The organism is Flavobacterium sp. FG139 (assembly GCF_057809695.1).
Genome location: NZ_JBMDKL010000003.1, coordinates 150974 through 176926 on the forward strand (window position 1 = coordinate 150974; position 25953 = coordinate 176926).

The 25953-nt window shown below is 35.5% G+C and carries 23 protein-coding genes; 9 read left to right on the plus strand and 14 right to left on the minus strand.

All coding sequences use genetic code 11. From position 1 onward, the window contains the following. Window positions 1-8 precede the first annotated feature (8 nt). The 6 genes from ACODSI_RS03545 to ACODSI_RS03570 all read right to left on the minus strand — a co-directional run bounded on the left by ACODSI_RS03545 (window position 9) and on the right by ACODSI_RS03570 (window position 5863). A complete protein-coding gene (locus ACODSI_RS03545; protein WP_488915470.1) occupies window positions 9-1379 on the minus strand; it encodes a methylmalonyl-CoA mutase subunit beta in 1371 nt (456 codons plus the stop codon). A gap of 233 nt (window positions 1380-1612) precedes the next feature. Beyond that, entirely contained in the window at window positions 1613-1966 is a 354-nt protein-coding gene (locus tag ACODSI_RS03550) for an FtsB family cell division protein (protein WP_488915471.1), read from the minus strand. A gap of 9 nt (window positions 1967-1975) precedes the next feature. Then, entirely contained in the window at window positions 1976-2584 is a 609-nt protein-coding gene (udk, locus tag ACODSI_RS03555) for a uridine kinase (RefSeq protein ID WP_488915472.1), read from the minus strand. A gap of 152 nt (window positions 2585-2736) precedes the next feature. After that, window positions 2737-3501 (minus strand): TIGR02757 family protein, encoded by a 765-nt coding sequence (locus tag ACODSI_RS03560; protein WP_488915473.1) that lies wholly within the window; start codon window positions 3499-3501, stop codon window positions 2737-2739. Next, window positions 3494-5194, minus strand: a complete 1701-nt coding sequence (locus tag ACODSI_RS03565) for an LIC_10190 family membrane protein (RefSeq protein WP_488915474.1) — start codon at window positions 5192-5194, stop codon at window positions 3494-3496. The genes ACODSI_RS03560 and ACODSI_RS03565 overlap by 8 nt, the downstream gene beginning before the upstream one ends. 6 nt (window positions 5195-5200) lie before the next feature. Continuing rightward, window positions 5201-5863, minus strand: coding sequence for an ABC transporter ATP-binding protein (locus ACODSI_RS03570; RefSeq protein ID WP_488915475.1), 663 nt, complete (start codon window positions 5861-5863; stop codon window positions 5201-5203). Between the two features lie 158 nt (window positions 5864-6021). On the opposite strand from ACODSI_RS03570, the gene folE reads away from it, so the two are divergent. Continuing rightward, window positions 6022-6693, plus strand: coding sequence for a GTP cyclohydrolase I FolE (folE, locus tag ACODSI_RS03575; RefSeq protein ID WP_488915476.1), 672 nt, complete (start codon window positions 6022-6024; stop codon window positions 6691-6693). 49 nt (window positions 6694-6742) lie between these two features. Here folE and ACODSI_RS03580 read toward each other — a convergent pair whose 3' ends face one another. From ACODSI_RS03580 to ACODSI_RS03605, 6 genes are all read right to left on the minus strand, one after another. Beyond that, entirely contained in the window at window positions 6743-7057 is a 315-nt protein-coding gene (locus tag ACODSI_RS03580) for a DUF6787 family protein (protein WP_488915477.1), read from the minus strand. A 30-nt stretch (window positions 7058-7087) separates the two neighbouring features. Further along, a complete protein-coding gene (locus ACODSI_RS03585; protein ID WP_488915478.1) occupies window positions 7088-7519 on the minus strand; it encodes a DUF6146 family protein in 432 nt (143 codons plus the stop codon). 64 nt (window positions 7520-7583) lie between these two features. Beyond that, a complete protein-coding gene (locus ACODSI_RS03590; protein ID WP_488915479.1) occupies window positions 7584-8099 on the minus strand; it encodes a DUF937 domain-containing protein in 516 nt (171 codons plus the stop codon). A gap of 136 nt (window positions 8100-8235) precedes the next feature. Beyond that, window positions 8236-9189 carry a D-2-hydroxyacid dehydrogenase gene (locus ACODSI_RS03595; protein ID WP_488915480.1) on the minus strand — a complete coding sequence of 318 codons (954 nt, stop codon included), beginning with the start codon at window positions 9187-9189 and terminating at the stop codon, window positions 8236-8238. Window positions 9190-9207: 18 nt separating this feature from the next. Further along, on the minus strand, window positions 9208-10302 hold the full coding sequence (serC, locus tag ACODSI_RS03600) for a 3-phosphoserine/phosphohydroxythreonine transaminase (RefSeq protein ID WP_488915481.1): 1095 nt from the start codon (window positions 10300-10302) through the stop codon (window positions 9208-9210). A 132-nt stretch (window positions 10303-10434) separates the two neighbouring features. Then, the gene (locus tag ACODSI_RS03605) at window positions 10435-11493 is read right to left on the minus strand and encodes an acyl-CoA reductase (RefSeq protein ID WP_488915482.1); all 1059 of its coding nucleotides are present in this window, start codon (window positions 11491-11493) and stop codon (window positions 10435-10437) included. A gap of 135 nt (window positions 11494-11628) precedes the next feature. On the opposite strand from ACODSI_RS03605, the gene ACODSI_RS03610 reads away from it, so the two are divergent. Then, window positions 11629-11979, plus strand: a complete 351-nt coding sequence (locus ACODSI_RS03610; RefSeq protein ID WP_488915483.1) for a 4Fe-4S dicluster domain-containing protein — start codon at window positions 11629-11631, stop codon at window positions 11977-11979. Window positions 11980-12023: 44 nt separating this feature from the next. Here ACODSI_RS03610 and ACODSI_RS03615 read toward each other — a convergent pair whose 3' ends face one another. Both ACODSI_RS03615 and ACODSI_RS03620 read right to left on the minus strand, forming a co-directional pair. Further along, window positions 12024-12560, minus strand: a complete 537-nt coding sequence (locus ACODSI_RS03615) for a hypothetical protein (protein WP_488915484.1) — start codon at window positions 12558-12560, stop codon at window positions 12024-12026. A gap of 145 nt (window positions 12561-12705) precedes the next feature. Next, window positions 12706-15336, minus strand: coding sequence for a TonB-dependent receptor (locus tag ACODSI_RS03620; RefSeq protein WP_488915485.1), 2631 nt, complete (start codon window positions 15334-15336; stop codon window positions 12706-12708). Between the two features lie 118 nt (window positions 15337-15454). Here ACODSI_RS03620 and ACODSI_RS03625 point away from each other — a divergent pair, with 118 nt between their 5' ends. From ACODSI_RS03625 to ACODSI_RS03655, 7 genes are all read left to right on the plus strand, one after another. Next, the gene (locus ACODSI_RS03625; RefSeq protein ID WP_488915486.1) at window positions 15455-16618 is read left to right on the plus strand and encodes a hypothetical protein; all 1164 of its coding nucleotides are present in this window, start codon (window positions 15455-15457) and stop codon (window positions 16616-16618) included. A 133-nt stretch (window positions 16619-16751) separates the two neighbouring features. Beyond that, window positions 16752-17846, plus strand: a complete 1095-nt coding sequence (ychF, locus tag ACODSI_RS03630) for a redox-regulated ATPase YchF (protein ID WP_488915487.1) — start codon at window positions 16752-16754, stop codon at window positions 17844-17846. Window positions 17847-17954: 108 nt separating this feature from the next. Next, complete coding sequence (locus ACODSI_RS03635) at window positions 17955-18623, plus strand: hypothetical protein (protein ID WP_488915488.1); 669 nt, start codon at window positions 17955-17957, stop codon at window positions 18621-18623. 10 nt (window positions 18624-18633) lie between these two features. Then, a complete protein-coding gene (locus tag ACODSI_RS03640; protein ID WP_488915489.1) occupies window positions 18634-19317 on the plus strand; it encodes a TIGR02117 family protein in 684 nt (227 codons plus the stop codon). Between the two features lie 140 nt (window positions 19318-19457). Beyond that, window positions 19458-21317 carry a DNA topoisomerase IV subunit B gene (locus tag ACODSI_RS03645; protein ID WP_488915621.1) on the plus strand — a complete coding sequence of 620 codons (1860 nt, stop codon included), beginning with the start codon at window positions 19458-19460 and terminating at the stop codon, window positions 21315-21317. Window positions 21318-21412: 95 nt separating this feature from the next. Continuing rightward, window positions 21413-24121, plus strand: a complete 2709-nt coding sequence (locus ACODSI_RS03650; protein ID WP_488915490.1) for a DNA gyrase/topoisomerase IV subunit A — start codon at window positions 21413-21415, stop codon at window positions 24119-24121. A gap of 97 nt (window positions 24122-24218) precedes the next feature. Then, a complete protein-coding gene (locus ACODSI_RS03655) occupies window positions 24219-25892 on the plus strand; it encodes a formate--tetrahydrofolate ligase (protein WP_488915491.1) in 1674 nt (557 codons plus the stop codon). The last annotated feature ends 61 nt before the right edge of the window (window positions 25893-25953 follow it).

Here is a 25953-nt window from a genome sequence, read left to right on the forward strand (position 1 = left end):
ATTAACTATTATTCACTTGCTAATCGTTCTTGTTCTAATTTTTCAGCCAATCGTTTTTCAATAATTGGGGTAATCAAGGTTTTGCGCGGATTTTGTTTCACGAACGGATACAATTCCAAATCGTTTTTCATACGGTCGTTTTTGTTTGGATATTTATTGGTTCCGAGTAAAATTTCTTTTCCGTTATCGAACAACTCTTGTTCTTTTTTAGCGCTTTCGCTTATTTTTCTTTGAATGGTTCCTTCAATTAATTGGGTGATTAATCCGCCATTTGCCTCAATATCTTTGAATAACAACAGTGCTTTTTCGGCCAATTGTTCGGTTAAGGATTCGATGTAGTAGGCACCATCGGCTGGGTTGTTAACCTTGTCAAAATAACTTTCGTGTTTTAAAACTAACAACTGGTTTCGGGCAATTCGGTCTCCAAATTCGTTGTCTTTATGGTACAACGCATCATACGGCAAATTGGCAACGGCATTAGCGCCACCCAAAATAGCACTCATGCATTCGGTGGTGGTGCGCAACATGTTTACGTTATAATCGTAGATGGTTTTGTTTCTTCGAGTAGGTGTTGCAATGATGTTGCAATCGAAGTTGTGGTTGTATTCTTTAGCCAAAGTGTGGAACAAAATGCGCAGGGCACGCAGTTTGGCCATTTCAAAGAAATAGTTGGTTCCAACGGCAACTTCAATAGTAATTGGGTGTTTTACAGCTGGAATTCGGTTGAAATATTCGTTTACATGCGCTAACGTATAGGCTAATTGTTGCACGATGTTAGCGCCAGCATTTTGGTAAATTCCACTAGAAATATTGAGAAAATTTATAGCCGATGCTGTGGCTATGGTATTTAGTTTTTCAATATCTTTTTCTAAGCTTTCAAACCAATTACCCTCTTTAGTTAATTGTCCGATTGGGTCAATAAGCAAGATGAATTTGGCTTTATGTTTGGCAGCAAAGGCACTTATTTTAGTAGCGCAATCGATTGAGAGGAATGGCAAATGAAAATAATACGTCGTCTCTTTCAACGGAAGATTTTGCATTAAATCGTCTATCGAAATGCTATCCTTTTCTAGGGTAAATCGGATGCTTTCGGCACCACGATTAAGGGAATCTAAAGCACGTTCGTTCGATTTTTTTATGTCGTGAACAAAAATGTTTTGCAAAATAGAAAACGCGTTTTTGGATGCATTGCTGTTTAGAGCTGCATTATTGGAAGTTTCGTCGCTGTGGTAAAATGGCTTTACTTTAATGCCTTCGGGACTTTCCCAAACCAAGGTTTCGTTATAGTCGGCGCCTTTAAGTTCGTATTGAATTTGTTGTTTCCATTGTTTGGAACTCACGGCTTCAAAATCTGAAAATAGGGTGTTATTTGTACTCACAATTCTAATGCTTTTTAGTAGTTCAAAGTTAGTCTAAAAAAATAGTTTAAACGAAAAATAGGCTGATTTTTTGCAAATTAGCTATATATAAAATGAGATTTCTGAGACAGTTGTTATTCTTCAGGAAAAGTTTCTTTTGGATTGCTTTATTCTAGTTTAGCGTTAGCTTAATAGCCCTGATAGAAGCGACTACCGTGTAGTGCGGATAGCAGGAATTGCGTAACTCTTGAAGCCTACTGTTTCGCTGCTGCTAAACTATCTTTAATCCGATCTTCTTCAATATCAATGATGTAAATATCCTCGCTGTCTTTTTTCATGTAATACTTTTCGCGAGCATATCGTTCGGTTTGTCCCGGATTTTTCAGGTTTTTGATGCTTTGTTCGTCTTTGGCAATTTCTTCTTGATAATAGGCTTTGTTGTCTTCCAATTCGTCAATTTGCTTGTTTAACGAGCGTTGATCCCACAAGGATTGATTGTCTAAGAAAAGCATCCACACTACAAAAAATATCAAAACCAAGGTGTATCGATTTCCTAAAAATTTAAGAAATGGATAGTTGTTTGTAAGGTTTTGATACCATTTTTTCATAGACTTGAATTAAGCGATACGTTGGTTGATTACGGCACGAACTACATCGATGGCTACGGTGTTGTATTTATCGTTTGGAATGATGATGTCGGCAAATGCTTTGGTAGGTTCGATGAACTGTTGGTGCATTGGTTTAAGGGTATTTTGGTAGCGGTTTAACACTTCTTCCATGTCACGACCACGTTCGGCGATGTCACGTTTTAAACGTCGAATCAAGCGTTCGTCGGAGTCGGCGTGAACGAATACTTTTACATCAAACATTTCGCGAAGTTCGGGATTGGTTAGAATTAAAATCCCTTCTACAATCATTACTTTTCTTGGATGGGTAGAAATGGTATCATCGGTTCTGTTGTGTGTTACGAAAGAATATACCGGTTGGTTGATGGTTTTGCCGTCTTTCAACTCTTTCAGATGTTGCACTAAAAGTTCGAAGTCAATGGCACGTGGATGATCAAAATTGATGTTACTTCTCTCTTCATAACTCATTCCTACATTTTGTTTGTAGTAAGAATCTTGCGAGATAATTCCAACCTCTGTTTCGGGAAGTTCGTTCATAATTTGGTGAACCACAGTAGTTTTTCCTGAGCCAGTTCCACCAGCAATTCCAATGATAAGCATGTGTATTTTGTTGTGTTATGATTTGGACAAAAATAGCATAAAAAATCAATATCAATTGCAATTTCAAAAATCAATTTCAAAAATCAATTTCAAAAATCAATTTCAAAAATCAAATTTAATAGAAATAAAACGTTGTGCCTTTGTGGTTATTTTTAAAACTTTTCAAAAACGCCTAAACCGAATAGGGCAAAATCATATTTCACAGGATCTTTTGAATCGAGATTTCTGAGGTTGGAATCGAGTTCGAATAAGGCTTTGGCATCGTTTTGTTTTCGTGTGAGCAAATTTAATTTACGCGCTACATTTCCCGAATGCACGTCAAGTGGACACGAAAGTGCTGCCATAGGAATGCTTTTCCAAAGGCCAAAGTCTACGCCTTTGTTGTCGTTGCGCACCATCCAACGGAGAAACATGTTGATGCGTTTGGCAGCCGAATTGTTTATTGGGTCGGAAATGTGTTTTTGAGTTCGGTTTTGGTGGTCAATTTCGAAGAAGATTTTTTTGAATTCGGAGATGCTTTTCTGCATGGAGTTTTCTTCGATGTTTTTGGAAAATACCGATTCTAATCCGTTGTGATTGGCGTAAATGTTTTGTAATCCTTTTATAAAAGTGGTGAAATCTTGGCTGTTGAAGGTTCGATGGACAAAATTTTCTAATTTTTCTAAATGGTATTCTTGATGATTCATGACAAAATCGTAAGGCGAGTTTCCCATCAAGACCATCATTTTTTGAGCGTTGTTGATGATCATTTTGCGGTTTCCCCAAGCGATTGTGGCCGAGAGAAATGCTGCAATTTCAATATCTTCTTTATTTGAAAATTGATGCGGAATTTGGATGGGATCACTGTCGATGAAATTAGGATTGTTGTACAAATCTACTTTTTCATCTAAGAACGATCTTAGTTCGGAATTAGTCATTTGAGGTAAGCTTTTTAGAATAAAATCCGTCTTTAATGTTGTGGGTTCGCAGTTGCGGAACGTAGTAAAAATAGGTTTTAAAATACTCAATTTGTTGTGCGTTTACACAAGGTAACTTGCCATCGCCATTGGTCCAAAAATAGGCATTTTCATCGGGCGAATAGTATTCTAAATTTCCAATTTTCATTTTGTAAAAATTGGTTTTTAATTTCGAATTTTGGTAAGGAAATATGATTTCATTGGCTGTAAAACGGCTGTTATTCATAATGAGTTTGTTGTGCGTAAGCATGGAAAATTTTACAGGAAAAAACAACAACACAATCACCAATGAGGAACTTCCAAAAAGTAAAATAGTTAATAAGCGTTTGTTTTTTATAATACACGCCATTATGAAAAAACTGAAAAATAATATGAAATGAATAAAAAAACGGAATTGTGGCGACGTGATCAATAAGATAAACAATTGAAAGACCATGATGGCATACAAATACCAAAGGGCTTTTTTAGAATAGTATTTGCGAATAAAAAAAGGGCATACTATAACGAGTAGCACACTGACGATGTTGAAAAGCGAATTTATTTTATTGATAGTTAGCCATTTTACCAGTATTTGAAAATAGGATAACGAATGAAATTCGGCTTTGGTTAGAAAAAAACCGTACAATTTCGTTTCATCAAAAAAGAACGACACAAGTTCTTTGGGTACGGCAAAATCATACGTTCTAAAACTCAAAAATTGAGTAGGATAGAAGGGATAGCCTGAGATTATTAAGTTTTTGGTGATGAATAAGGCTAAAATTAGTAGGCAAAAAACAAAACTCGGGAATAGTTTTGGTTTTAAGGTTTTGAAATTTTGAATCAGAAATACCACTGGCACGATCAATAAAGCAATGGCCGTTGGCTTGATGTATAAGATGAAAAGTGATAGTGTAACAATGGTGTTGAACTTTTCCGATGGTGCCTCTTTGAAGTGTTCTAAAAAATAGAAAAACACTATAAACGACATAACATACACGGGTAAATCGGGTGATGGTGCACTGATGAATTGAAATAGAAGTACACTGGATAGCGGCAACATACCAACCATTAAATAGGATTTGTTTTCGTTATCAAAATAGGAATTGAGTTTGAAAATGGAGAAAATTGTAGCGAGTAACAAGCAAAATCCGCTTAAGTCATTAAAGTTTTTGTAGAGGAATGAAAAGCTAAAAACACTTTGTGCAATGTGCCAACCGCTGGTTTGTCCGAAGAAAATGTGTAAATTGGCCAAGCCTTTCACAAAGCCGTATTCGTTAATCCATTTGATGGTTTGAATGTAATAGCTTTCGTTGTCAATGACATAAGGAACTGCGGCACATTGGGCTATAATTAAAATTGTAATCAGATACAAATACAACTGTAAACCCACCGATAATTGCCTGAATTGTTGTGTGAATGATTGGTATATTTCAATAATTTCCGACTTAAACTTTAAAAAAAGCACTCCATTTAGAAGTAATAGTACAAGATGAAATTCGATATTAATTCTTCCAAAAATAGCCCAAATACTGCACAATACGGTTGCAGAAAAGAGTCCTAGAATTGAGGTAATGGCGAAGTTTTTGTTGTGCAAACCAATCATTTTATCTAGACCAAAACCAAGATTAATTGTGGTAAAAAGAATGTACATCCAGGATAAAATAATCAGTAGCATATGGAATTATTTAGAAATCAATCCGTCAACCATAATTAATTTGCGATCGGCCATGTTGGCCAATTCTTCGTTGTGCGTGACAATTACAAAAGTTTGTCCAAATTCTGCTCGAAGTTGAAAGAATAATTTGTGCAAGTTATCTGCAGAAGCCGTATCTAAATTTCCCGAAGGTTCATCGGCAAATAGTACAGCCGGCTTGTTGATTAAGGCACGTGCTACCGCTACACGTTGCTGTTCGCCGCCCGAAAGTTCGTTAGGTTTGTGGTCAATTCGGTGTGATAATCCTAGATAATCTAATAATTTTTTGGCTTCTACTTCGGTTGCTGCTTTTTCTTTTCCTGCGATGAAAGCCGGAATACAAACGTTTTCTAAAGCAGTAAATTCGGGTAATAATTGATGAAATTGAAAAATAAATCCGAGGTGTAAGTTTCTAAATCGAGATAGATTTTTGTCGTTCATTTTTAAAATATCTTCCCCATTAATATAGAGTGACGAAGCTGCAGATTGTGACGGTTGATCTAACGTTCCTAATATCTGTAATAACGTTGTTTTTCCAGCACCTGAAGCCCCAACAATAGCCACAATTTCGCCTTTTTCAATATGTAAATCAACACCCTTTAATACGTGAAGTTGGTCGTAATATTTATGAATGTCTTTAGCTCGAATCATAGTAAACGTTTTTACAAAGAAACAAAGAAATCATCGATTAAAAAATGAACTATAGCTTTTATTTATTCGTAAGTAAATTATAAATATACGTTAAAATAGTATTTTTGTTTAATTAATAATTACTTTTGTTAAACAAAATAATTAAAAAAAAAACAGCCATGAACACCACAGTAGAAAAAGAGATTTACGAATTGATTGGCGATAATCATCAAATGACCTCTGCCGAAACCCCTTTGAGACCCGACGCTTTTGATAAATCGGATGCGGAAAAAATGGCGAACATTGAAAAACATTTTCATAGTATTATGGAAGAAATGGGTATGGACATGACCGATGATAGTTTGCAAGGAACACCACACCGCGTGGCAAAAATGTTTATTCAAGAAATATTTTCGGGATTAAATCCTGCAAATAAACCTAAAATATCAGTTTTTGACAACAGTTACAACTACGACAAAATGTTGGTTGAAGCCAATATTAGTTTCAACTCAACCTGTGAACATCATTTTTTGCCCATTGTTGGAAAAGCCCATATTGGTTATGTTTCCAGTGGAAAAGTGATTGGGTTGTCTAAATTGAATCGAATTGTGGATTATTATTCACGTCGTCCGCAAGTGCAAGAGCGTTTGATTATGCAAATTTTCAACGAATTGAAAACCGTTTTAGACACCGATAATGTGATTGTTGTGATGGAAGCGACCCATTTGTGTGTATCAAGTCGAGGTATTAAAGACGAATCGAGTTATACTTCAACCATTCAATATGGTGGTGTATTTAATGAAAAAGAAAATCGAAATGATTTCTTCAATTTGATCAATCAGCCTAAATAAAGGATACTTTTTGTCGGATAAAATTAAAGGAGCAGTATTTGTTCCTTTTTTATTTTTCAAAAAAATCAGCAATGAATCCTAGTTTTAGGGCACGAAGCATTTTTTTTTCAAATTTCCAAAAGAATTTGAATTGGCCAAAAAGGAAGCCAAATCCCACCAAAAGAATTTGATAGATTGGAAAGATTATTAAAATATATAATAATACATATAATGCTATGTGGTGGGTTTCTTTGGAGATTCCTAAAGCGTGCAATATGGGTTTAGAAATCATGGCTGCCGTAGAACCTGTAATGGCAAATACCAAAATAATGACAAAAACCTGCCAATTTGAAGTAATGTTCCAACGCTCTTTAAAATTTTCCATGATTACAAAAGTGGTACAAATTTACTCAAATTAAGGTCTGGGAACAAATCCGGAGAGTTGTTGTTTGTGGGCCATTTGAAAATACATGAAATAATTGTAAATGAGGTAATTCACTTCATATCCGTAGTGAATGTTATAATTGTAATTGATTTGCATTTCATAGAGATTCGGATTGAATCGCTGTGGTTGCATGGCGCGATTATTCCATTCGGCCACATAAATTCGATTGCGGCCTTCAAGATAATCTTCCGTGTAAAATCCTCTAGGTTTGGCTTGAGCATTCAGCCATGTATTGAAACCGGCATCAATGATGATGACTTCATATTCCAGAGAATCATTGGCAATTCTAATGGTATCCGATGGTTTAGCGACACTTGTATTATTTGCTAAAGAACCAGATTTAGGTGCCTTACAACCCATCAATAGTACCAAAAATAATGTGATGAAAAGTAAATTTTTCATAATCTTATAATTTGGACATAAAGTTACTAAAAATGAATTGTTTATGGGTGGTGTTTAACAAAAATTACTTTCCAAATAATTTTCCAAAAATTCCGCTTAAGAAACCACCACCTTTACTAGAAACTGCAGCAACAGCATCACTTACATCAACTTTGCCATCTTGATTTTGATCGAGACCCAATTGACCGCCATATTTTGAAAGCATATCCATAATACCACCTCCAGTTCCGTTAGAATTAGATCCATTGAGAAGTGATCCCAATACATTCGGAATTAATCCACTTGCGACACTTGATGCGGCATCAGCACTTAATCCGAATTTTTCACCTAAACTACCCGTTAATTGATTGGTAATTTGTTGTACAGCAGGATTGGAACTGTCGATACTTCCGTTTCCTTGCAACATGTTTGTTAATTGACTCATGCCACCTTCTTGTGAAGCAATGTTTTTCAAGCTGTCTAAAATAGAACCACTTGCGTGCTCCATAACAGCATCGTTATGTTCGTTAGGTACTGCTGGATTGTTAATTACAGCATCGCCACCAAATTGGTTTATTAATTGTGTAAGTTGTTCAAACATAGTTTTTTAGTTTTAGTTTTATCAAAGATAGGAAAGTTTGAATAGTTTCTAATCAAATGTCATAGTAATTCTACAAAAGAGAAAGTCCAAACCTAAACACGTTAGATTTGGACTTTTTTTTATAAAAATGGAGATTTTATTTTTTCAAAATTCCGATAATCTGTTCGGCAAGTTCGGTTCCGATTCGGTCTTGAGCTTCCAAAGTTGCTGCACCAATATGTGGTGTTAACGAAATTTTTGGGTGCATCAAAATTTGAATTTCAGGAGTGGGTTCGTTTTCAAAAACATCTAAACCAGCAAACAATACTTTGTCATTATCCAAAGCTTCAATTAGGGCAACTTCATCGATTACGCCACCACGAGCACAGTTTACAATTCCAACACCGTCTTTCAGTTGAGCAAATTCTTCTCTACCGATTACGTAACCATTTTGAGCAGGAACGTGTAGTGTAATAAAATCCGAATGTTTGAATACATCTTCCAATGATTCGGTAACGATGTCAACATTGATGAATTGTCCGTTGTAAAAATCCACTCTTACTTCTGCATTATTGACAAATTTATCGGCAGCAATGACTTTCATTCCAAGTCCAAGTGCCATTTTAGCGACTGCTTGACCAATTCTACCAAAACCGATAATTCCGATGGTTTTACCACGAAGTTCGATACCATTAGCGTAGGCTTTTTTCAAACCTTCAAAATTAGTATCGCCTTCAAGCGGCATATTTCTATTGGAATCGTGTAAAAATCGAACGCCTGTAAATAGGTGTGCAAAAACCAATTCGGCCACACTTTCTGAAGAAGATGCCGGTGTATTGATAACGTGTTTTCCATTGGCACGCGCATATTCCACATCGATATTGTCCATTCCAACACCGCCACGACCAATTACTTTGAGTCCGGGACACGCATCGATAATGTCTTTTCTAACTTTAGTGGCACTTCGTACTAAAAGTACCGAAACATCATTTGAATTTATAAAATTGGCAACTTGTTCTTGAGCAACTTTTGTTGTGATTACTTCAAAACCACCTTTTTCTAAAGCTTTAATACCGCTTTTAGAGATACCGTCGTTGGCTAATACTTTCATTTTTTAATTATATTTTATTTAAACAGTGGCTACTTTTTGGGAGCTTACTACTTCTTCCAATTTTTTCATGACCTCTACTAACACTTGAACACTTTCTAATGGAAGGGCGTTGTACATAGACGCACGGTAACCACCTACAGAACGATGACCAGGTAATCCAGAAATTCCAGCCTCTTTCCACATTTTATCAAAAATAGGAGCATGGCTTTCGTCGTTTAATAAGAATGTTGCATTCATTGTACTTCTATCTTCAACCGCTGCAGTTCCTTTGAATAATGGATTTCTGTCAATTTCGTTGTAAAGTAAAGTAGCTTTGGCTTCGTTGATTTTTTCAATTGCTGCAATTCCACCCAAATTTTTTAACCATTGTAAAGTTAAAAGAGAGGCGTAAATGGGAAAAACCGGCGGTGTATTGTACATACTTTCTGCCTTGATGTGTTTTTCATAATCCAACATACTCGGAATCGATCGGCCCGATTTTCCTAAAATTTCTTCTTTAACTACCACTAAAGTAGTACCGGCCGGACCCATATTTTTTTGAGCGCCAGCGTAGATTAAATCAAATTTTGAAAAATCTAATGTTCTGGAAAAGATATCGGAACTCATGTCGCAAACCACAGGAATATTAGTGTTTGGAAATGATTTCATTTGCGTTCCAAAAATAGTATTGTTGCTGGTGCAATGAAAATAAGAGGCTTCAGCTGGAATAGTATAATCTTTCGGAATGTGATTGTAATTTTGCTCTTTTGAAGAAGCGACAACAGTAGTTTCACCGAATGATTTGGCTTCTTTAATGGCATTATTAGCCCAAGTTCCAGTGTCAAGATAGGCAGCTTTACCGTCAACTTTCATTAAATTATAAGGCACCATTAGAAATTCTAAACTCGCACCACCAGCTAAAAATAATGCCTGATACCCTTTTCCCTCTAAGCCTAAAAGTTCTAAAACCAAAGCTCGAGCTTCGTCCATAACGGCAACGAAATCTTTACTTCTGTGAGAAATTTCTAAAATCGATAAATCGGAATTATTAAAATTTAAAATAGCTTGTGCTGATTTTTCGAATACTTCTTGCGGTAAGATGCAAGGACCTGCGCTGTAGTTGTGTTTTTTCATGGTTAATTTCCAAAAATTAAAGATGCAAATTTCGGAAATAGCTATTGAAAAAGTGATTATAATATGGCAATAATAAGGCTATGTTATTAACGAAAACGTAATAGTTTATAATAATTTTAGAGAATAATTCAATCAAATTGACAATAGAAATTCTAAAGTATCAACGTTATCGGCATAATCCCAAAGTTCGGGTTGTTGTGTTTTTCCAAACGGAATACTGTGTTCCACTAAATTTTTAGAAACCACACATTGAATTTGTTCGGCATCGTTTTCCAACTGCTTTCTAAGATCCTCCAGATGATCATAATATTCGTAAAAAACTGAAGAAATAGGAGAGGCATAGCTTGCATCTTCTTTTAAAGTTAAGAATTCGTTGTCTAACAATTTAAAATTGCTCATTAGGAAAACGGCCTTATTGTAATCGTAATTGTTGGAATATTTTTCGTAGAAAATAACGTCTTTATATTCGTAAATGGCTTTAAAAAAAGGTTGAAAATCGTATTCTTTTGGAACAAAAAATTTAGAGACATTGCGACAACCCAATCCGAAATACCTGAAAATATCTTCTCCTAATAACACCAGGTCTTCGTGGGTTTCGGTACCATCTAAAACAGCAACTGAGTTTCTGTTTTTACGAATGATGCTGGGTTTGTCCTTGAAATAGTATTCAAAATAGCGAGACGTATTGTTGCTTCCAGTGGCAATTACGGCGTCAAAATTTTCTAATTTTCCATCGGTAAAAGAAATATAATTTTTAATTTTTGGATCAATGGAAATCAAATAATTGGCTAAAAATTTGATTAAATGTTGGTCGTTTGAAGACGTTTTAACCAGTGCCTTATGACCCGAAATTAATACCGATAAAAAATCGTGAAACCCTACAAGTGGGATGTTTCCTGCTAAAATTAAACCAACGGTTTTGGAATGTACTTTTGAAAAATCATACTTAGAAAGCCAATGATTTAAATTTTCTTCGGTTAGGGCTTTGGCCCACGATTGAATGGAATGATATACTTGTTCGGGTGTAAACCAACCGTTGTGTGATTGTGACAATTCGATCAAGCGAATAAAATCATCGTAGTACAAATCGTTGTTTAAAACGGCATCATTCCGAACCGATTTTTCTGAAGAAAATTGGTTCAAAAAACGACCTAATTCAATAAAACACTTTTTTTTCTCGATTTGTAACATTGGTAGCTTGTTTATGAATAGTTTTGATTGTAATTTTGCACAAAAATAAGATAATAGAAAATAGAATAAAGAGAAAAGATAGAATTTTAATCAGAAGAAAACTTTTCTTTTTTATTTTTAATAAAATACGATACAATGGCAATTATAATCACCGACGAATGTATTAATTGTGGCGCATGTGAACCAGAATGTCCGAACACTGCAATTTATGAAGGAGCTGACGATTGGAGGTACAAAGACGGAACTAAACTCAAAGGTAAAATAATATTACCTGACGGAACCGAAATTGATGCTGAGGCAGCGCAAACTCCTATTTCAGACGATGTGTACTACATAGTTCCCGGAAAATGTACGGAATGTAAAGGGTTTCACGAAGAACCACAATGTGCTGCGGTATGTCCTGTAGATTGTTGTATTCCGGATGATAACCACGTAGAAAGTGAAGAAACACTTTTAAATAGACAATCATTTTTACATAATGAATAAAAAAAATCCCGAGTTAGTAGCTCGGGATTTTTAATTAAAATATATTAGGGCTTCACCAAATTATATTTTTCAAGAATAACTTGGTCTGTTTTTTCATCATACGTCTCTAAAATGAGATTCCCATTCGCATCAAAATAGCCGACAGCGGTTTTATTCTTAGTTTTATAAATATAATTATTGTTGGAAGTTCGTTTTAAGTACGCTACATCTTTACTTTTGGGGTTGCTGATAGTATATCCGGTTTTGCCTAATGCAACTTTGTATTCTTTTCCTTCTAAGGTATAAATAGCAGAACGGTCTACATCGATAGATTGAACAACGCCATCAACACTTACTTTGGTTTTGGTTTCTACGGTTACAGGACTATCCACAAGTGGAATGTTCAATGTGTTGGCTTTTTCTTCACCTAACGCTACTTTTTGAACCTCTTTTGTTTCTACGGTTTTTACAATTTTCTTTTCTCCTTCAGAATCTTTAATGGTCGTAGTTTTAACTTCAACAGTCTTCAATACATTTTCATTTTGCGAATGCATTATAAAAGGTATTATAAATAATGCTATAGTCATTGGAATTGCTTTCATAATTTTTAGATTTAAATTTATATAAGTCAAAATTACAATTACAATAAGGTGTGCGTGTTATATAATAAAGGGTATGATTTACATAATTCTAACAAAAAATCCTGAACAATTACGTTCAGGATTTTAAGAATGAAATGTTTTTTATTTAGAATTTGAATCCTAATCGGGTGTAGTAATAAGCACCGCTGAATCCCATTTGAACAGAGTCCCAATAACCACCAGCCTCAGTATTACCCGATTCGTCTTGTTTGGTTGGATATATGTTAAACAAATTGTTGCTTCCGATACTCAATTTGAATTGTTTGGATAATTTGAATCCAAGGGTTAAATCAGTTACAACTTTTGCGTTGTATACGTTGTCCATTCCTGCATAGTCTACTAAAACTACTTTGCTAAATCGGGTAAAAGCCATTCCAGCATCAAAAAAGCTTCTAGAGTAATTCAGGTTTAAACCAAATTTACTATTCGGCGCCGATGCTCTTAAAAAGGCAATTTCACGAGCTCCGAAGAAGGTTTCTTGGTCTAGATTACCATTTTTAACTTTAGTAACTTTCATGTGATTGGTATTTCCTACTAAAGTAGCTCCGAATTTGTTATCGCCAAATGATTTTTTCCAAGCCAAAACAAAATCAAGTCCCATAGTTTTGGTGTTTACGCCATTTACGAAGAATTGCGCCGCATCAACATTTAGATTCAAAGCCGTGGCGTCAAAATAACCAGTAAGTACGATACGGTCTTTTACGTTAATTAAGTATCCATCAATAGTAGCCGTGAAGTTTTTGAAATTTCCAGTGATACCCACCGAACCATTGTTAGATTTTTCTTCTTTCAATTTGTCGATTCCAAATCCTTTGGTAACCGGACTGTCATTTGCAGAAAGCAAGACTTCGGTAGCCCCACTTGAATTGAAGTTCGTGAAATTGGTATTGAAATAAATTTGTGCCAATGAAGGCGCTCTAAATCCGGTACTCATCGAACCTCTCAAACTTATTTGATTGGTAAGTTTCAAACGATACGCGTATTTTAGATTTAACGTATTTCCAAAATCACTGTAATTCTCATAGCGAAGTGCCGCACTCATTAAAAATTCTTTAGATACATCCAGTTCGGTATCCACATATAAGGATTTACTCGATCTACCTTCGTTAACCACATTTTTAGGACTAAAACCTGGAAATCCCTGAGAGCCACCTGGTCTTGGGTTGCCAGAAATAGGGTCGATAGGAGCCGATTGTGTTGTTGGATCTGTAATGGGAACACCATTAGTATCGTAGGTAGCATAAGAACCAACTTCTCCAGCACCAATTTTGTATTTCTCCATACGATATTCAGCACCAAAAGCTAAGTTAAATCCATTTAAAACCGATTTGAAATTTTTTGAAAAATCAAGATTGGTTGTATTCTGACTCAAACTGAAACCACCAGCATTAAATTCTCTTGGTGATGCACCTTCCAAACTGGCGTTTAACGTTCCTTTAATACGGTAATCAAAATTGTTTATTCCGTAAGCGTTACTCAAATCGATTTTCCAACCGCTGTCTGTTTTTGTTCTAAAACCACCAGCAATCGAATTGTCTGTGATTTTAGAAGTGATTCGAGGTGTATATCCGCCTGGATATATAGATTCAACTACTCGTTCACCATCATTTCTAGTGAAGGCATAAGCATCGGTATTGCGATCGTTTCGACCTCCAAAAGCATAAAATTCGATATTTTTAGTCACAGGAACCATCATATTGGCCATCACATTCATGCTTTTAATTTCAGCTTCTCCAAAACCTTTTCGAAAATCAAAACCAGGACGTAACGTTTTATCTTTTGAAAAATATTCGGTGGTTACATTAATGAATCCGCCTTCTTTTCCAAGTTTTACGCCATAATTTGCTGCTACTTTCAATGAATTTCCATCAAATCGTTTGTCTTTTCCATAACTATTTCCATTGCCATTTTGATCCAATCTGAAGCCAGGTGTGTTCGGAGTTCCTGGTAAAAAATCACCCTTAGCATGCGTATCATAAGCTCCATAACTCACGGCGCCTGTTAGCTCATTTACATTGTCATTTAGAACAATATTGATAACGCCAGCAATCGCATCAGAACCATATTGTGCTGCAGCACCGTCTCTTAAAATTTCAATTCTTTTGATGGATGAAGCTGGAATTGCATTCAAATCGGTACCTGTATTTCCTCTTCCTCTAGTTCCAAAAAGGTTAATTAAAGACGATTGATGTCTTCTTTTTCCGTTGATTAAAACCAGTGTTTGATCGGGTCCCATTCCTCTTAATGAAGCTGGGTCTATGTGATCGGCACCATCAGAACCTGATTGTTTGTTCGCATTAAACGACGGTGCTACATACTGCAACAGTTCATTAATTTCAACTTTTCCACTTTGAGTTGTGACGTCCTTCACATTAATCACATCAATAGGAACAGTAGAATTGATAACGGTTCGTTTGGAACTTCTAGAGCCCACAACAACTTGAACTTCATCCAATAATTGCGCATCCGAAAGTGTTACATCAACCGTAGTATTATCGGTGCTTTTTTCGACCGATTGGTAGCCAACATAAGTAAAAACTAATGTAGCACCTTGTTTTACTTTGATTTTGAAACTTCCGTCTGCATCTGTCGAAACGCCATTGTTGGTGCCTTTTTCAACAATATTAACCCCAATTAAAGGAGCGCCAGTATTGTCTTTTACTTTACCAGAAATTTGCTTTTGAGCAAATGCCGTTGTAATCGAAATTAAAAATAATAATAGTGTAATTTTTTTCATAATTTGGTATTGGTTTCGTTAGTTTAACAAATATATGATTTATTTTTTTCTTATAAAGTAGATTAAAATGTAGTTATTTAACAATTTTTTAATATTTTTGTTAAAAACCTGAATTGGTATGAAAAAAGTCCTTGCCCTACTTTTTTTGATTTTACTATCAAATGGTTATGCTCAAAATACCGAGATTTCTATTGTTTTAAAAGATGCAGAAACCAATCTTCCTATCGAAGATGCTACTGTTTTTATCCTTAAATCAAAGCAATCATTTTTGAGTAATGCTCAAGGTGTTGTGACTTTTGTTTTGAGTGGTACTTCCAATATTCAGATTACGCATACTTCCTATACAACCGTTACTATTAGATCCACAACGCTCAAAGATAAAGTGACTGTGGTGGTTTTGAAAAGCAATGTTCAGAATCTCGATGAAATTATCATCACCAAACAGCATCCACAAAAAATTTTGAAAAGTATTGTAGAAAATTCTATTAAGAAACTTTCTACACCAGCTCGATTAAAAATCTATGCTCGTGAATTTTTTAAACTCAACGGTAATTATTCTTATTATAATGACGGATTGATTAATTTTCAGATTTCGGGAAAAGAGAAAAATTTTAAAACAGATATTCTTGTGGAACAAAATCGTTCTTATGGTTTGTTAGATACCGATGTGAGTAATGATTTATTAGGGTATAATTTGAACGATATTATGGAGAATTATTATAATTTTAAATACTTAAATCCAATTCTGGAATCTCGGGCAAAAAAAGATTATGATTTTGTGGTTAAATCGTATTCTGCTAACAATGACTATTATATTATGTTTGTAACACCTTTAGATAAGGCCAAAGGGTTATTGGATGATTATACAATACTATACGATAAAAAAAAGAAAATAATTATTGAAGCAAGTTCGTCGGTTTCACCTTCTAAAGTGGCTAATGCAAAAGATAAAACAGCTGTAGGATCTAAGAATATCTATAAATCATTATTTAAAAACATCTACCGAAACGATGGGTCAAGTTATTATTTAATGAGTTCCAAAGAAGAAATCGGTTTTGAAAAAATCAATAAAAAAGGAACGAGTACTATTGAAGTTCGAAATTATTTTGTAACCACTAATTTTAGTGAACAAAAGTATAGTTTTAGTGAAAGTGATGTTTTTAAAGACAAAACACTTTTCAATAAAAAAAATGTCATACTTTCAGATTATTGGAATATTTCAGGTTTAACTGCCACCGACGAAGAGCAAGGAATTATCAATGCTATTGAAGAAGAGCATTAAAAGGTTTCTCATACATTAATGCCTTTGTAACTTGATTTTATTAGACTATATTTGCACACTTTTAAAAAATATAACGTATAATGAAACGCTTTTTGCGTTACATATCACAAAATAAAAAAAATATCAAATAGATATGAAAGCAGGAATTGTAGGATTACCAAACGTAGGAAAATCGACTTTATTTAATTGTTTATCCAATGCTAAAGCGCAAAGTGCTAACTTTCCGTTTTGTACTATTGAGCCTAATATTGGTGTAGTTAATGTGCCTGATCCACGAATTGTTCGTCTAGAAGAATTGGTGAAGCCAGAGCGTGTGCAAATGGCAACCGTTGATATTGTTGATATTGCAGGTTTGGTGAAAGGTGCCAGTAAAGGTGAAGGTTTAGGGAATCAATTCTTGGCAAACATCAGAGAATGTAATGCTATTATTCATGTATTGCGTTGTTTTGATAACGATAATATTGTACACGTTGATGGCAATGTAAATCCGATTCGTGATAAAGAAACGATTGATATCGAATTGCAATTAAAAGATTTAGAAACCGTTGAAAAACGCCTAGAAAAAGTAAATCGTGCTGCCAAAACTGGGAATAAAGAAGCTCAAGTTGAAAAAGCACTTTTAGATAGAATTCGCGAAACGTTGTTGCAAGCCAAATCAGCTAGAACGGTTGAACCACAAAATCAAGACGAAGTTGAATTGTTAGAAGATTTTCAATTAATTACCAACAAACCAGTTTTGTATGTGTGTAATGTAGACGAAAGTTCGGCAGTAAACGGAAACAAATATGTGGATCAAGTACGCGAATTAGTAAAAGATGAAGATGCTGAAGTAATCATACTTTCAGTAGGAGCAGAGGCCGATATCACCGAATTAGAAAGCTATGAAGAACGTCAAGTTTTTCTAGAAGATATGGGGTTGACCGAGCCAGGTTCGGCAGTCTTGATTCGTGCCGCCTACAAATTATTGAAATTGCAAACCTATTTCACTGCTGGTGTAAAAGAAGTACGTGCTTGGACCATTAACGTTGGTGATACGGCTCCTAAAGCAGCTGGCGTAATCCACACCGATTTTGAAAAAGGTTTTATCCGTGCTGAGGTTATCGCATTTGAGGATTATTCTTCTTTTGGTTCAGAAGCTAAATGTAAAGAGGCTGGAAAACTACGTGTAGAAGGAAAAGAATATATCGTGAAAGATGGTGATGTGATGCATTTCCGTTTTAATGTATAGTTTTCAGAAAAATAGAGAAAAGAATATAGAAAACAGATGAGCCGCAAAAGAGATTTTGCGGTTTTTTTTTGGCACAACATTTGGATTGTTCCAAAAAAAAATCTTCCCATGAAAAAAGTAATCTTCGTTTTTGTTACTGCTGTTTTGTTGGTTTCTTGTAAACAATCCGTTTTGTCCGACAGTTTTATTCAATTTGACCAACCACAACCGTTAAATGTTACATCCATTAATTCATTTCCAAATAAGTACCTAGGAACATTTGCAATGGATGAATCTCATCAAATTACCATCAATCCTAAATCAATCTATTTGAATCAAATTGATACGATGGAAGTGGCTCAAAAAGATTTGGATTCAATTCCAGAAATTTCATTTAAAAACAACCAAGTTGTTGATAAACAAACGGGTAAAACATCAAAAGCTTGGGTGAAAAAAGATACCATTTATTGGCAAGTTAAAAGTCAAGATACGCTTTTTTCTTTTGCAGAAAATGAGGTTGCCAAAGAGTTTAAATCAAGTCTAATTCTCAATAGAAAAGAATCCAATTCGTATAAAGTAAGTTGTCTTACATTCCATAATTCAGGGGTTAATTTGGTTCAATTGGGCACAAAAAGGGATGCGGTTTTAATTCAAAATAAACTAAAAATTCATCGTGATGTTGTGATTCAAGATGGCGATACCACACATATAGTCTTATCACCAACACGTGCCGATTTTAGAAAATTACTTCATTTAGAAGGTATGGAGTATCAAGCAGCGTATCCGATAAAAAAATAGTGAACAATAAATGAAAATTCTCAAAAAATCTCTCAGAATCATCAAAAAACTAGTTTTAGGTATTTTGTCATTTCTAATAGTTTATGTTGTATCTGCTTTTTTGTTGTCAAGAATAACGGTAAATGCAGCTGCTGAAAATCAGACTGAAGATGTTGTCATTTACATAAAAACCAATGGGGTGCATACGGATATTGTGGTGCCATATAAAAACGAAATCAAAGATTGGAGTGCTCAAATCAAAATTGAACACACGCAAGCTAAAGATACCACCGCAAAATTTGTCGCTTTGGGTTGGGGCGACAAAGGCTTTTATCTCGACACGCCCGAATGGTCTGATTTGAAAGCTAGTACCGCTTTTAATGCCGCATTTGCCTTAGGAAGTACAGCCATTCATACTACATTTTATAGTGTTATTACAGAAAATAAGAATTGTGTTAAAATCGCCATTTCTAAAGAAAATTATCAAAAGTTGATCACTTATATTGAAGATAGTTTTCAGTATGATGTTCATGATAATCCAATGTTTATTCCGGCAACAACCTACGGCAAAAATGATAGTTTTTATGAAGCTAAAGGCAAATACAGTTTGTTTCACACCTGCAATTCTTGGGCAAACGAAGCGCTAAAAAAAGCCAATCAAAAAGCTGCTTTTTGGACGGTTACTGATTCAGGAATTTTTTGTCATTATCAGTAGATTTTAAAGTCTTTTTTTTAGTTTCTATGCTCTATTTTCTTGATTAAAATTGTCAAAAACATTCTTAATAACTTTGATAAATATCATTTTTAAAATGCCTCTAAATGCACTATATTAGCGCAAATTCGATACATTTTAAAATGGCTCAAGAAACACAATATAACGAAGATAATATTCGCTCGCTCGATTGGAAAGAACATATCCGTATGCGTCCCGGTATGTACATCGGGAAACTTGGTGACGGTTCTTCTCCAGATGATGGAATTTACATTCTTCTCAAAGAGGTAATCGATAACTGTATCGACGAATTTGTAATGGGTGCTGGAAAAGTAATCGAAGTAACCATTAAAGACAAACTCGTTACTGTTCGCGATTATGGTCGTGGTATTCCACTAGGGAAAGTTGTAGATGTAGTTTCCAAAATGAATACGGGTGGAAAATACGATTCCAAAGCATTCAAAAAATCGGTGGGTTTGAACGGAGTGGGTACCAAAGCGGTGAATGCGTTGTCGAACTATTTTCGTGTGGAATCGGTTCGTGATAACCAACAAAAAGCTGCCGAATTCTCGGAAGGAAACTTGAAAATCGAAGAAGAAGTTCAAGAAACTACTAAGCGTAAAGGTACCAAAGTGGCTTTTATTGCAGATGAAGCCATTTTTAAAAATTACAAATACCGAAACGAGTACATCATCAAGATGCTCAAAAACTATTGTTATTTGAATCGTGGCTTAACGATTTATTACAATGGGGAAAAATACTTGTCGGAGCACGGATTAAAAGATTTGCTCGAAGAAACCATTTCGGAGGAAGATATGCAGTATCCGATCATTCATCTAGAAGGTGATGATATTGAAATTGCGTTAACGCACAGTAAATCGCAATATTCCGAAGAATACCATTCGTTTGTAAATGGACAAAATACGACACAAGGAGGAACGCACTTAAATGCCTTTCGTGAAGCCGTTGTAAAAACCATTCGTGAATATTACAACAAAGGATTTGAAGCATCCGATATTCGTAAATCGATTGTTTCTGCGGTTTCGATTAAGGTGGAAGAACCTGTTTTCGAATCGCAAACCAAAACCAAATTAGGTTCTAATGATGTGGGTCCGAATGGTCCAACCGTGCGTACATTCATTCATGATTTTATTACAACCAAGTTAGATAATTTTCTACATAAAAATCCAGAAGTGGCTGATTTGCTTTTGCGCAAGATTTTGCAAGCCGAACGCGAACGTAAAGAACTTTCAGGAATTCGTAAACTAGCTAAAGATCGCGCTAAGAAATCAAGTTTGCACAATAAAAAACTACGCGATTGTCGTGTGCATTTAACGGATGCTAAAAATCCTCGAAGTTTAGAGAGTACGCTTTTTATAACCGAGGGTGATTCGGCTTCGGGATCCATTACCAAAAGTCGTGATGTAAATACACAAGCGGTTTTTAGTTTGCGTGGTAAGCCATTAAATTCGTATGGCATGACCAAAAAAATTGTGTATGAAAATGAAGAATTCAATTTGCTTCAAGCAGCTTTAGATATTGAAGAAAGCATCGAAGATTTGCGCTACAATAATATCGTAATTGCTACCGATGCCGATGTCGATGGAATGCACATTCGTTTGTTATTAATCACGTTTTTCCTCCAATTTTTTCCAGAAATGATTAAAGAAGGACATTTGTATATTTTACAAACGCCTTTGTTCCGGGTACGAAATAAAAAGGAAACCATTTATTGCTACAGCGATGAAGAACGTATCAATGCCATCGAAAAATTAAAACCAAAACCAGAAATTACCCGATTTAAAGGTTTGGGAGAGATTTCGCCTGATGAATTCAAGAATTTTATTGGAGAAAGCATTCGATTGGATCCCGTAATGTTAGATAAAGCGACATCAATTGAAACGTTATTGGAGTTTTATATGGGTAAAAATACACCCGACAGACAAACGTTCATCATCAACAATTTGAAAGTAGAATTGGATAAAGAATTAGTAGAAAAATAGCACAAACTACTAGTATTTATTGAGCAAAAAGAATAATAATAAATAGTCAATATTAAAGTCTTTTGACTTTCGACTTTTGACTTTTGACTTTTAATATGAAAGACGAAGAAGATAATATTAACGAAGAAGAAACGAACGATGCGTTAGACAATTCCGTCAATGATGAAAATGTAGATGAAGGTTTTGAAGACATCGTTTCTACTGGGAATCATTTCTACGAAAACGACGAGAATCCAGAAGATACCATCACCAAAGTTACAGGAATGTACAAAGATTGGTTTTTGGATTATGCTTCGTATGTAATTCTCGAGCGTGCCGTGCCTGCTATTGAAGACGGTTTCAAGCCTGTGCAACGTCGTATCATGCACTCATTGAAAGAGTTGGATGATGGTCGTTACAATAAAGTGGCCAATGTAGTGGGACACACGATGCAGTATCATCCTCACGGAGATGCGAGTATTGGTGATGCCATGGTGCAAATTGGTCAGAAAGAATTGTTGATTGACTGTCAAGGAAACTGGGGAAATATCCTAACAGGTGATAGCGCTGCGGCTTCGAGATATATTGAAGCACGTTTGTCAAAGTTTGCTTTGGAAGTGTTGTATTCGCCAAAAATCACCGATTGGGGAATGTCGTATGACGGTCGTCGTGCCGAACCAAACAATCTTCCTGTAAAGTTTCCATTGCTTTTGGCCCAAGGTGCTGAAGGAATTGCCGTTGGATTATCAACCAAAGTGTTGCCTCACAATTTCAATGAGCTTATCGATGCTTCGATTAAAATTTTAAAAGGAAAACCGTTTACCTTATACCCAGATTTTCAAACAGCTGGAATTGCCGATGTTTCCAATTACAACGATGGTTTGCGTGGCGGACGTGTTCGTGTTCGTGCCAAAATATCACAATTGGATAAACAAACTTTGGTGATTACTCAAATTCCGTTTTCAACGAATACTTCGACTTTGATTGATAGTATTTTGAAAGCCAACGAAAAAGGAAAAATCAAAATCAAGAAAATTGAGGACAATACTGCGGCAGAAGTTGAGATTCTAATTCATTTATTCCCAGGAGTTTCACCCGATAAAACTATTGATGCTTTGTATGCTTTCACGGCTTGTGAAACGTCTGTGGCACCTTTAGGTTGTGTAATTGAAGATAATAAACCACTGTTCATCGGTGTTTCTGATATGTTGAAAATTTCAACCAATAGAACCGTTGATTTGCTGCGTCAAGAGCTTGAAATTCAGTTGGAAGAACTCAAAAATAAATGGCATTTCTCGACATTAGAAAAGATTTTCATTCGTGAAGAAATGTATATTGACTTCAAATTGTATTCGGATAGAGAATCGCTTTACGAGTACATGTACAAACGATTTGAGCCATTCAAAAAATCATTTGTTCGTGATATTGAAGACGACGATTTGCAAAAATTAACGCAAATTCCGATGATTCGTATCACACGTTTCGACTCCGATAAAGCAGATGATTTTATTGCCAAATTGGAAGACGAAATGAAAGAAGTGCAACATCATTTAGACAATCTGATTGATTTTGCCATTGATTATTTTGCCAAATTAAAAGAAAAATACGGAAAAGGTCGCGAGCGTCAAACGGAATTGAGAAGTTTTGAAAACATTGAAGCTACCAAAGTAGTTTTAAGAAATACAAAATTATACGTAAACAAAGAAGAAGGTTTCTTTGGAACGGGTTTGAAAAAAGACGAATACGTAGCCGATTGTTCTGATATTGATGATGTAATTGTCTTCCTTCGCGATGGAAAAATGATGATTTCCAAAGTCGATGACAAGAAATTCGTAGGCAAAGACATCATTCACATTGCGGTTTTTGATAAAAATGACAAGCGTACCATTTACAATATGATGTATCGTGATGGTAAAAATGGTTCCACTTTCATCAAACGTTTCAATGTTTCGGGTGTGACACGTGATAAATTTTACGATTTAACTCAAGAAAAACCAGGATCTCAAGTCTCTTATTTTTCGGCGAATCCCAATGGAGAAGCCGAAGTAGTGACCATTTTGTTGCGACAAGTGGGCAGTGTAAAAAAACTAAAATGGGATGTTGATTTTTCAGATATTGCTATTAAAGGTCGTGCGTCTCGTGGCAATACAGTGACCAAATATCCGATTAAGAAAATCGAATTGAAAGAGAAAGGAATTTCAACGTTGCGCCCAAGAAAAGTTTGGTTTGATGATACGGTTCAGCGTTTGAATGTAGATGGAAGAGGTGAGTTGCTCGGAGAATTCCGTCCAAATGACCGTTTACTAATCATCAATCAAGCTGGGAAATTGAAAACCATTATACCCGAATTGACGACGCATTTTGACGAAGACATGATTGTGTTGGAAAAATGGAATCCGAAGAAACCTATTTCGTGTATTTATTATGATGGTGAAAAAGAACGCTATTTTATCAAACGTTTTTTAGTTGAAAACGAAAATAAAGAAGAAGTTTTCATCACCGAACACGATAAATCGCAATTGGAAATTGTTTCTACCGATTGGCGTCCTGTGGCAGAAATTGTTTTTGCCAAAGTGAAAGGCGTTCAAAAAGACAGCCAAACCATTGATATGGAGCAATTCATAACCATAAAAGGAATTAAAGCCCTTGGAAATCAATTGACAACCGATAAATTAAAACAAGTTAATCTTCTAGAGCCGTTGCCTTTTGAAGAACCTGAAGAAGAAGCTCCAGAAGAAATGGAGGTTTCGGGTGATGATAATGTCACGGATAGCATTCAAACAGAATTAGATGACGACGGACAAATTACCTTGTCATTAGAATAAATTTTTCAACCTACAAGGTTTTATAATCTTGTAGGTTTTTTTTATTTGATTTTCAAACAACGCAACTCATTTTACTTCAAATTTTACTAAAATACAAATGTCAACATTTCCATCCGATATTGAAATTGCTCAAAGTGCAACCTTGCAACACATTCGTAAAATAGCCGAAAAAATAAACATTCCAGAAGACGATTTAGAATACTACGGAAAATATAAAGCCAAATTGCCACTTTCGTTACAATCTGAAAACCCAAAAGGGAAACTCATTTTGGTTTCGGCCATGTCGCCTACCAAATATGGTGAAGGTAAAACTACCATGTCAATTGGCTTAACCGATGGACTGAATTACATTGGTAAAAAAGCGATTGGTGTGTTACGCGAACCGTCACTCGGACCTGTTTTTGGGTTGAAAGGTGGTGCTGCCGGCGGTGGCTATGCACAAGTAGTTCCAATGGAAGATATAAACTTGCATTTTACTGGTGATTTTTCGGCAATTGAAAAAGCGAATAATTTACTTTCTGCGGTGATTGATAACAATCTTCAAAATCCGAAATACTCGTTGAATTTAGATCCAAAATCTATCGCATGGAAACGTGTGATGGACATGAACGACCGTTCGTTACGTCATATTATCATTGGAGTAGGCGCTAAGACTAATGGAACAATGAGAGAAGACGGATTTAATATTACGCCAGCTTCCGAAGTGATGGCGATTTTGTGTTTGTCTAAAGATTTAGAAGATTTGAAATTCCGTTTGGGCAATATTTATATTGGAAAAACGTTGGACGGTAAAGCCATTTTTGCACGCGATTTGAAAGTAGTAGGTGCCATGGCTGTTTTATTAAAAGACGCTTTAAAACCCAATTTAGTCCAAACGTTAGAAGGAAATCCAGCAATTTTACACGGCGGTCCGTTTGCGAGTATTGCACAAGGTACTAATACCGTAATTGCCACCAAAATGGGACTTTCACTTGGTGATTATGTAGTTACTGAAGCAGGATTTGGTGCCGATTTGGGAGCTGAAAAATTCTTTCACATCAAATGTGGACAATCTGGGTTAAAGCCTGACGCTGTAGTTTTAGTTGCAACAATTCGTGCTATCAAACATCATGCTGGTTTGGGTCCAGAAGATTTTAAAACCGAAAATGTTGCTGCCATTGAAAAAGGATTTTGCAACTTAGAAAAGCACATTGAAAACATTCAGAAATTTGGGATCAATCCGGTGGTGAGTATCAATGCTTTTCCAGAGGATACTCAAGCAGAATATGATACACTAAAAGCCTTGTGTTTGGCAAAAGGTGTTACCGCAATTGTGAGTACGGCTTTTGTAGATGGCGGAAAAGGTTCGGCGGAATTGGCTGAAAAAGTAGTTGCTGAAATCAATAAAGGTGAAGCAAATTATAAACCTTTGTATAAAAAGGAAGATTCGATTGAACAGAAAATAAATACTATTGCCAAAGAAATTTATGGTGCCCATTCCGTGGAGTTTTCTCCCAAATCGAAGTCGCAGTTGAAAATGATTAACGAGTTAAGGTTTCATGAATTTCAGATTTGTATGGCCAAAACTCCAGCCAGTTTTTCGGATAATGAAAAGATAATTGGAAGACCTACGAATTTTAATATTACCGTTCGTGAGTTTGAAATTGCTAGTGGTGCCGGATTTATCGTTCCGTTGCTCGGTGATGTAATGCGTATGCCAGGTTTACCTGCTGTTCCAAATGCCGAGCGCATTGATATTGATAACGATGGTAAGATAATAGGATTATCATAGCAATAAACGGTATTCAATACCTTTACTATCTAGCCCTGATGGGAGCGAAAATAAAAAATGC

Excerpts from the sequence above, each read along its gene's own strand:
- ACODSI_RS03550 (WP_488915471.1), bottom strand. The coding sequence starts at position 1,966 with ATGAAAAAATGGTATCAAAACCTTACAAACAACTATCCATTTCTTAAA.
- udk (WP_488915472.1), bottom strand. The coding sequence starts at position 2,584 with ATGCTTATCATTGGAATTGCTGGTGGAACTGGCTCAGGAAAAACTACT.
- ACODSI_RS03560 (WP_488915473.1), bottom strand. The coding sequence starts at position 3,501 with ATGACTAATTCCGAACTAAGATCGTTCTTAGATGAAAAAGTAGATTTG.
- ACODSI_RS03565 (WP_488915474.1), bottom strand. The coding sequence starts at position 5,194 with ATGCTACTGATTATTTTATCCTGGATGTACATTCTTTTTACCACAATT.
- ACODSI_RS03570 (WP_488915475.1), bottom strand. The coding sequence starts at position 5,863 with ATGATTCGAGCTAAAGACATTCATAAATATTACGACCAACTTCACGTA.
- folE (WP_488915476.1), top strand. The coding sequence starts at position 6,022 with ATGAACACCACAGTAGAAAAAGAGATTTACGAATTGATTGGCGATAAT.
- ACODSI_RS03580 (WP_488915477.1), bottom strand. The coding sequence starts at position 7,057 with ATGGAAAATTTTAAAGAGCGTTGGAACATTACTTCAAATTGGCAGGTT.
- ACODSI_RS03585 (WP_488915478.1), bottom strand. The coding sequence starts at position 7,519 with ATGAAAAATTTACTTTTCATCACATTATTTTTGGTACTATTGATGGGT.
- ACODSI_RS03590 (WP_488915479.1), bottom strand. The coding sequence starts at position 8,099 with ATGTTTGAACAACTTACACAATTAATAAACCAATTTGGTGGCGATGCT.
- ACODSI_RS03595 (WP_488915480.1), bottom strand. The coding sequence starts at position 9,189 with ATGAAAGTATTAGCCAACGACGGTATCTCTAAAAGCGGTATTAAAGCT.
- serC (WP_488915481.1), bottom strand. The coding sequence starts at position 10,302 with ATGAAAAAACACAACTACAGCGCAGGTCCTTGCATCTTACCGCAAGAA.
- ACODSI_RS03605 (WP_488915482.1), bottom strand. The coding sequence starts at position 11,493 with ATGTTACAAATCGAGAAAAAAAAGTGTTTTATTGAATTAGGTCGTTTT.
- ACODSI_RS03610 (WP_488915483.1), top strand. The coding sequence starts at position 11,629 with ATGGCAATTATAATCACCGACGAATGTATTAATTGTGGCGCATGTGAA.
- ACODSI_RS03615 (WP_488915484.1), bottom strand. The coding sequence starts at position 12,560 with ATGAAAGCAATTCCAATGACTATAGCATTATTTATAATACCTTTTATA.
- ACODSI_RS03620 (WP_488915485.1), bottom strand. The coding sequence starts at position 15,336 with ATGAAAAAAATTACACTATTATTATTTTTAATTTCGATTACAACGGCA.
- ACODSI_RS03625 (WP_488915486.1), top strand. The coding sequence starts at position 15,455 with ATGAAAAAAGTCCTTGCCCTACTTTTTTTGATTTTACTATCAAATGGT.
- ychF (WP_488915487.1), top strand. The coding sequence starts at position 16,752 with ATGAAAGCAGGAATTGTAGGATTACCAAACGTAGGAAAATCGACTTTA.
- ACODSI_RS03635 (WP_488915488.1), top strand. The coding sequence starts at position 17,955 with ATGAAAAAAGTAATCTTCGTTTTTGTTACTGCTGTTTTGTTGGTTTCT.
- ACODSI_RS03640 (WP_488915489.1), top strand. The coding sequence starts at position 18,634 with ATGAAAATTCTCAAAAAATCTCTCAGAATCATCAAAAAACTAGTTTTA.
- ACODSI_RS03645 (WP_488915621.1), top strand. The coding sequence starts at position 19,458 with ATGGCTCAAGAAACACAATATAACGAAGATAATATTCGCTCGCTCGAT.
- ACODSI_RS03650 (WP_488915490.1), top strand. The coding sequence starts at position 21,413 with ATGAAAGACGAAGAAGATAATATTAACGAAGAAGAAACGAACGATGCG.
- ACODSI_RS03655 (WP_488915491.1), top strand. The coding sequence starts at position 24,219 with ATGTCAACATTTCCATCCGATATTGAAATTGCTCAAAGTGCAACCTTG.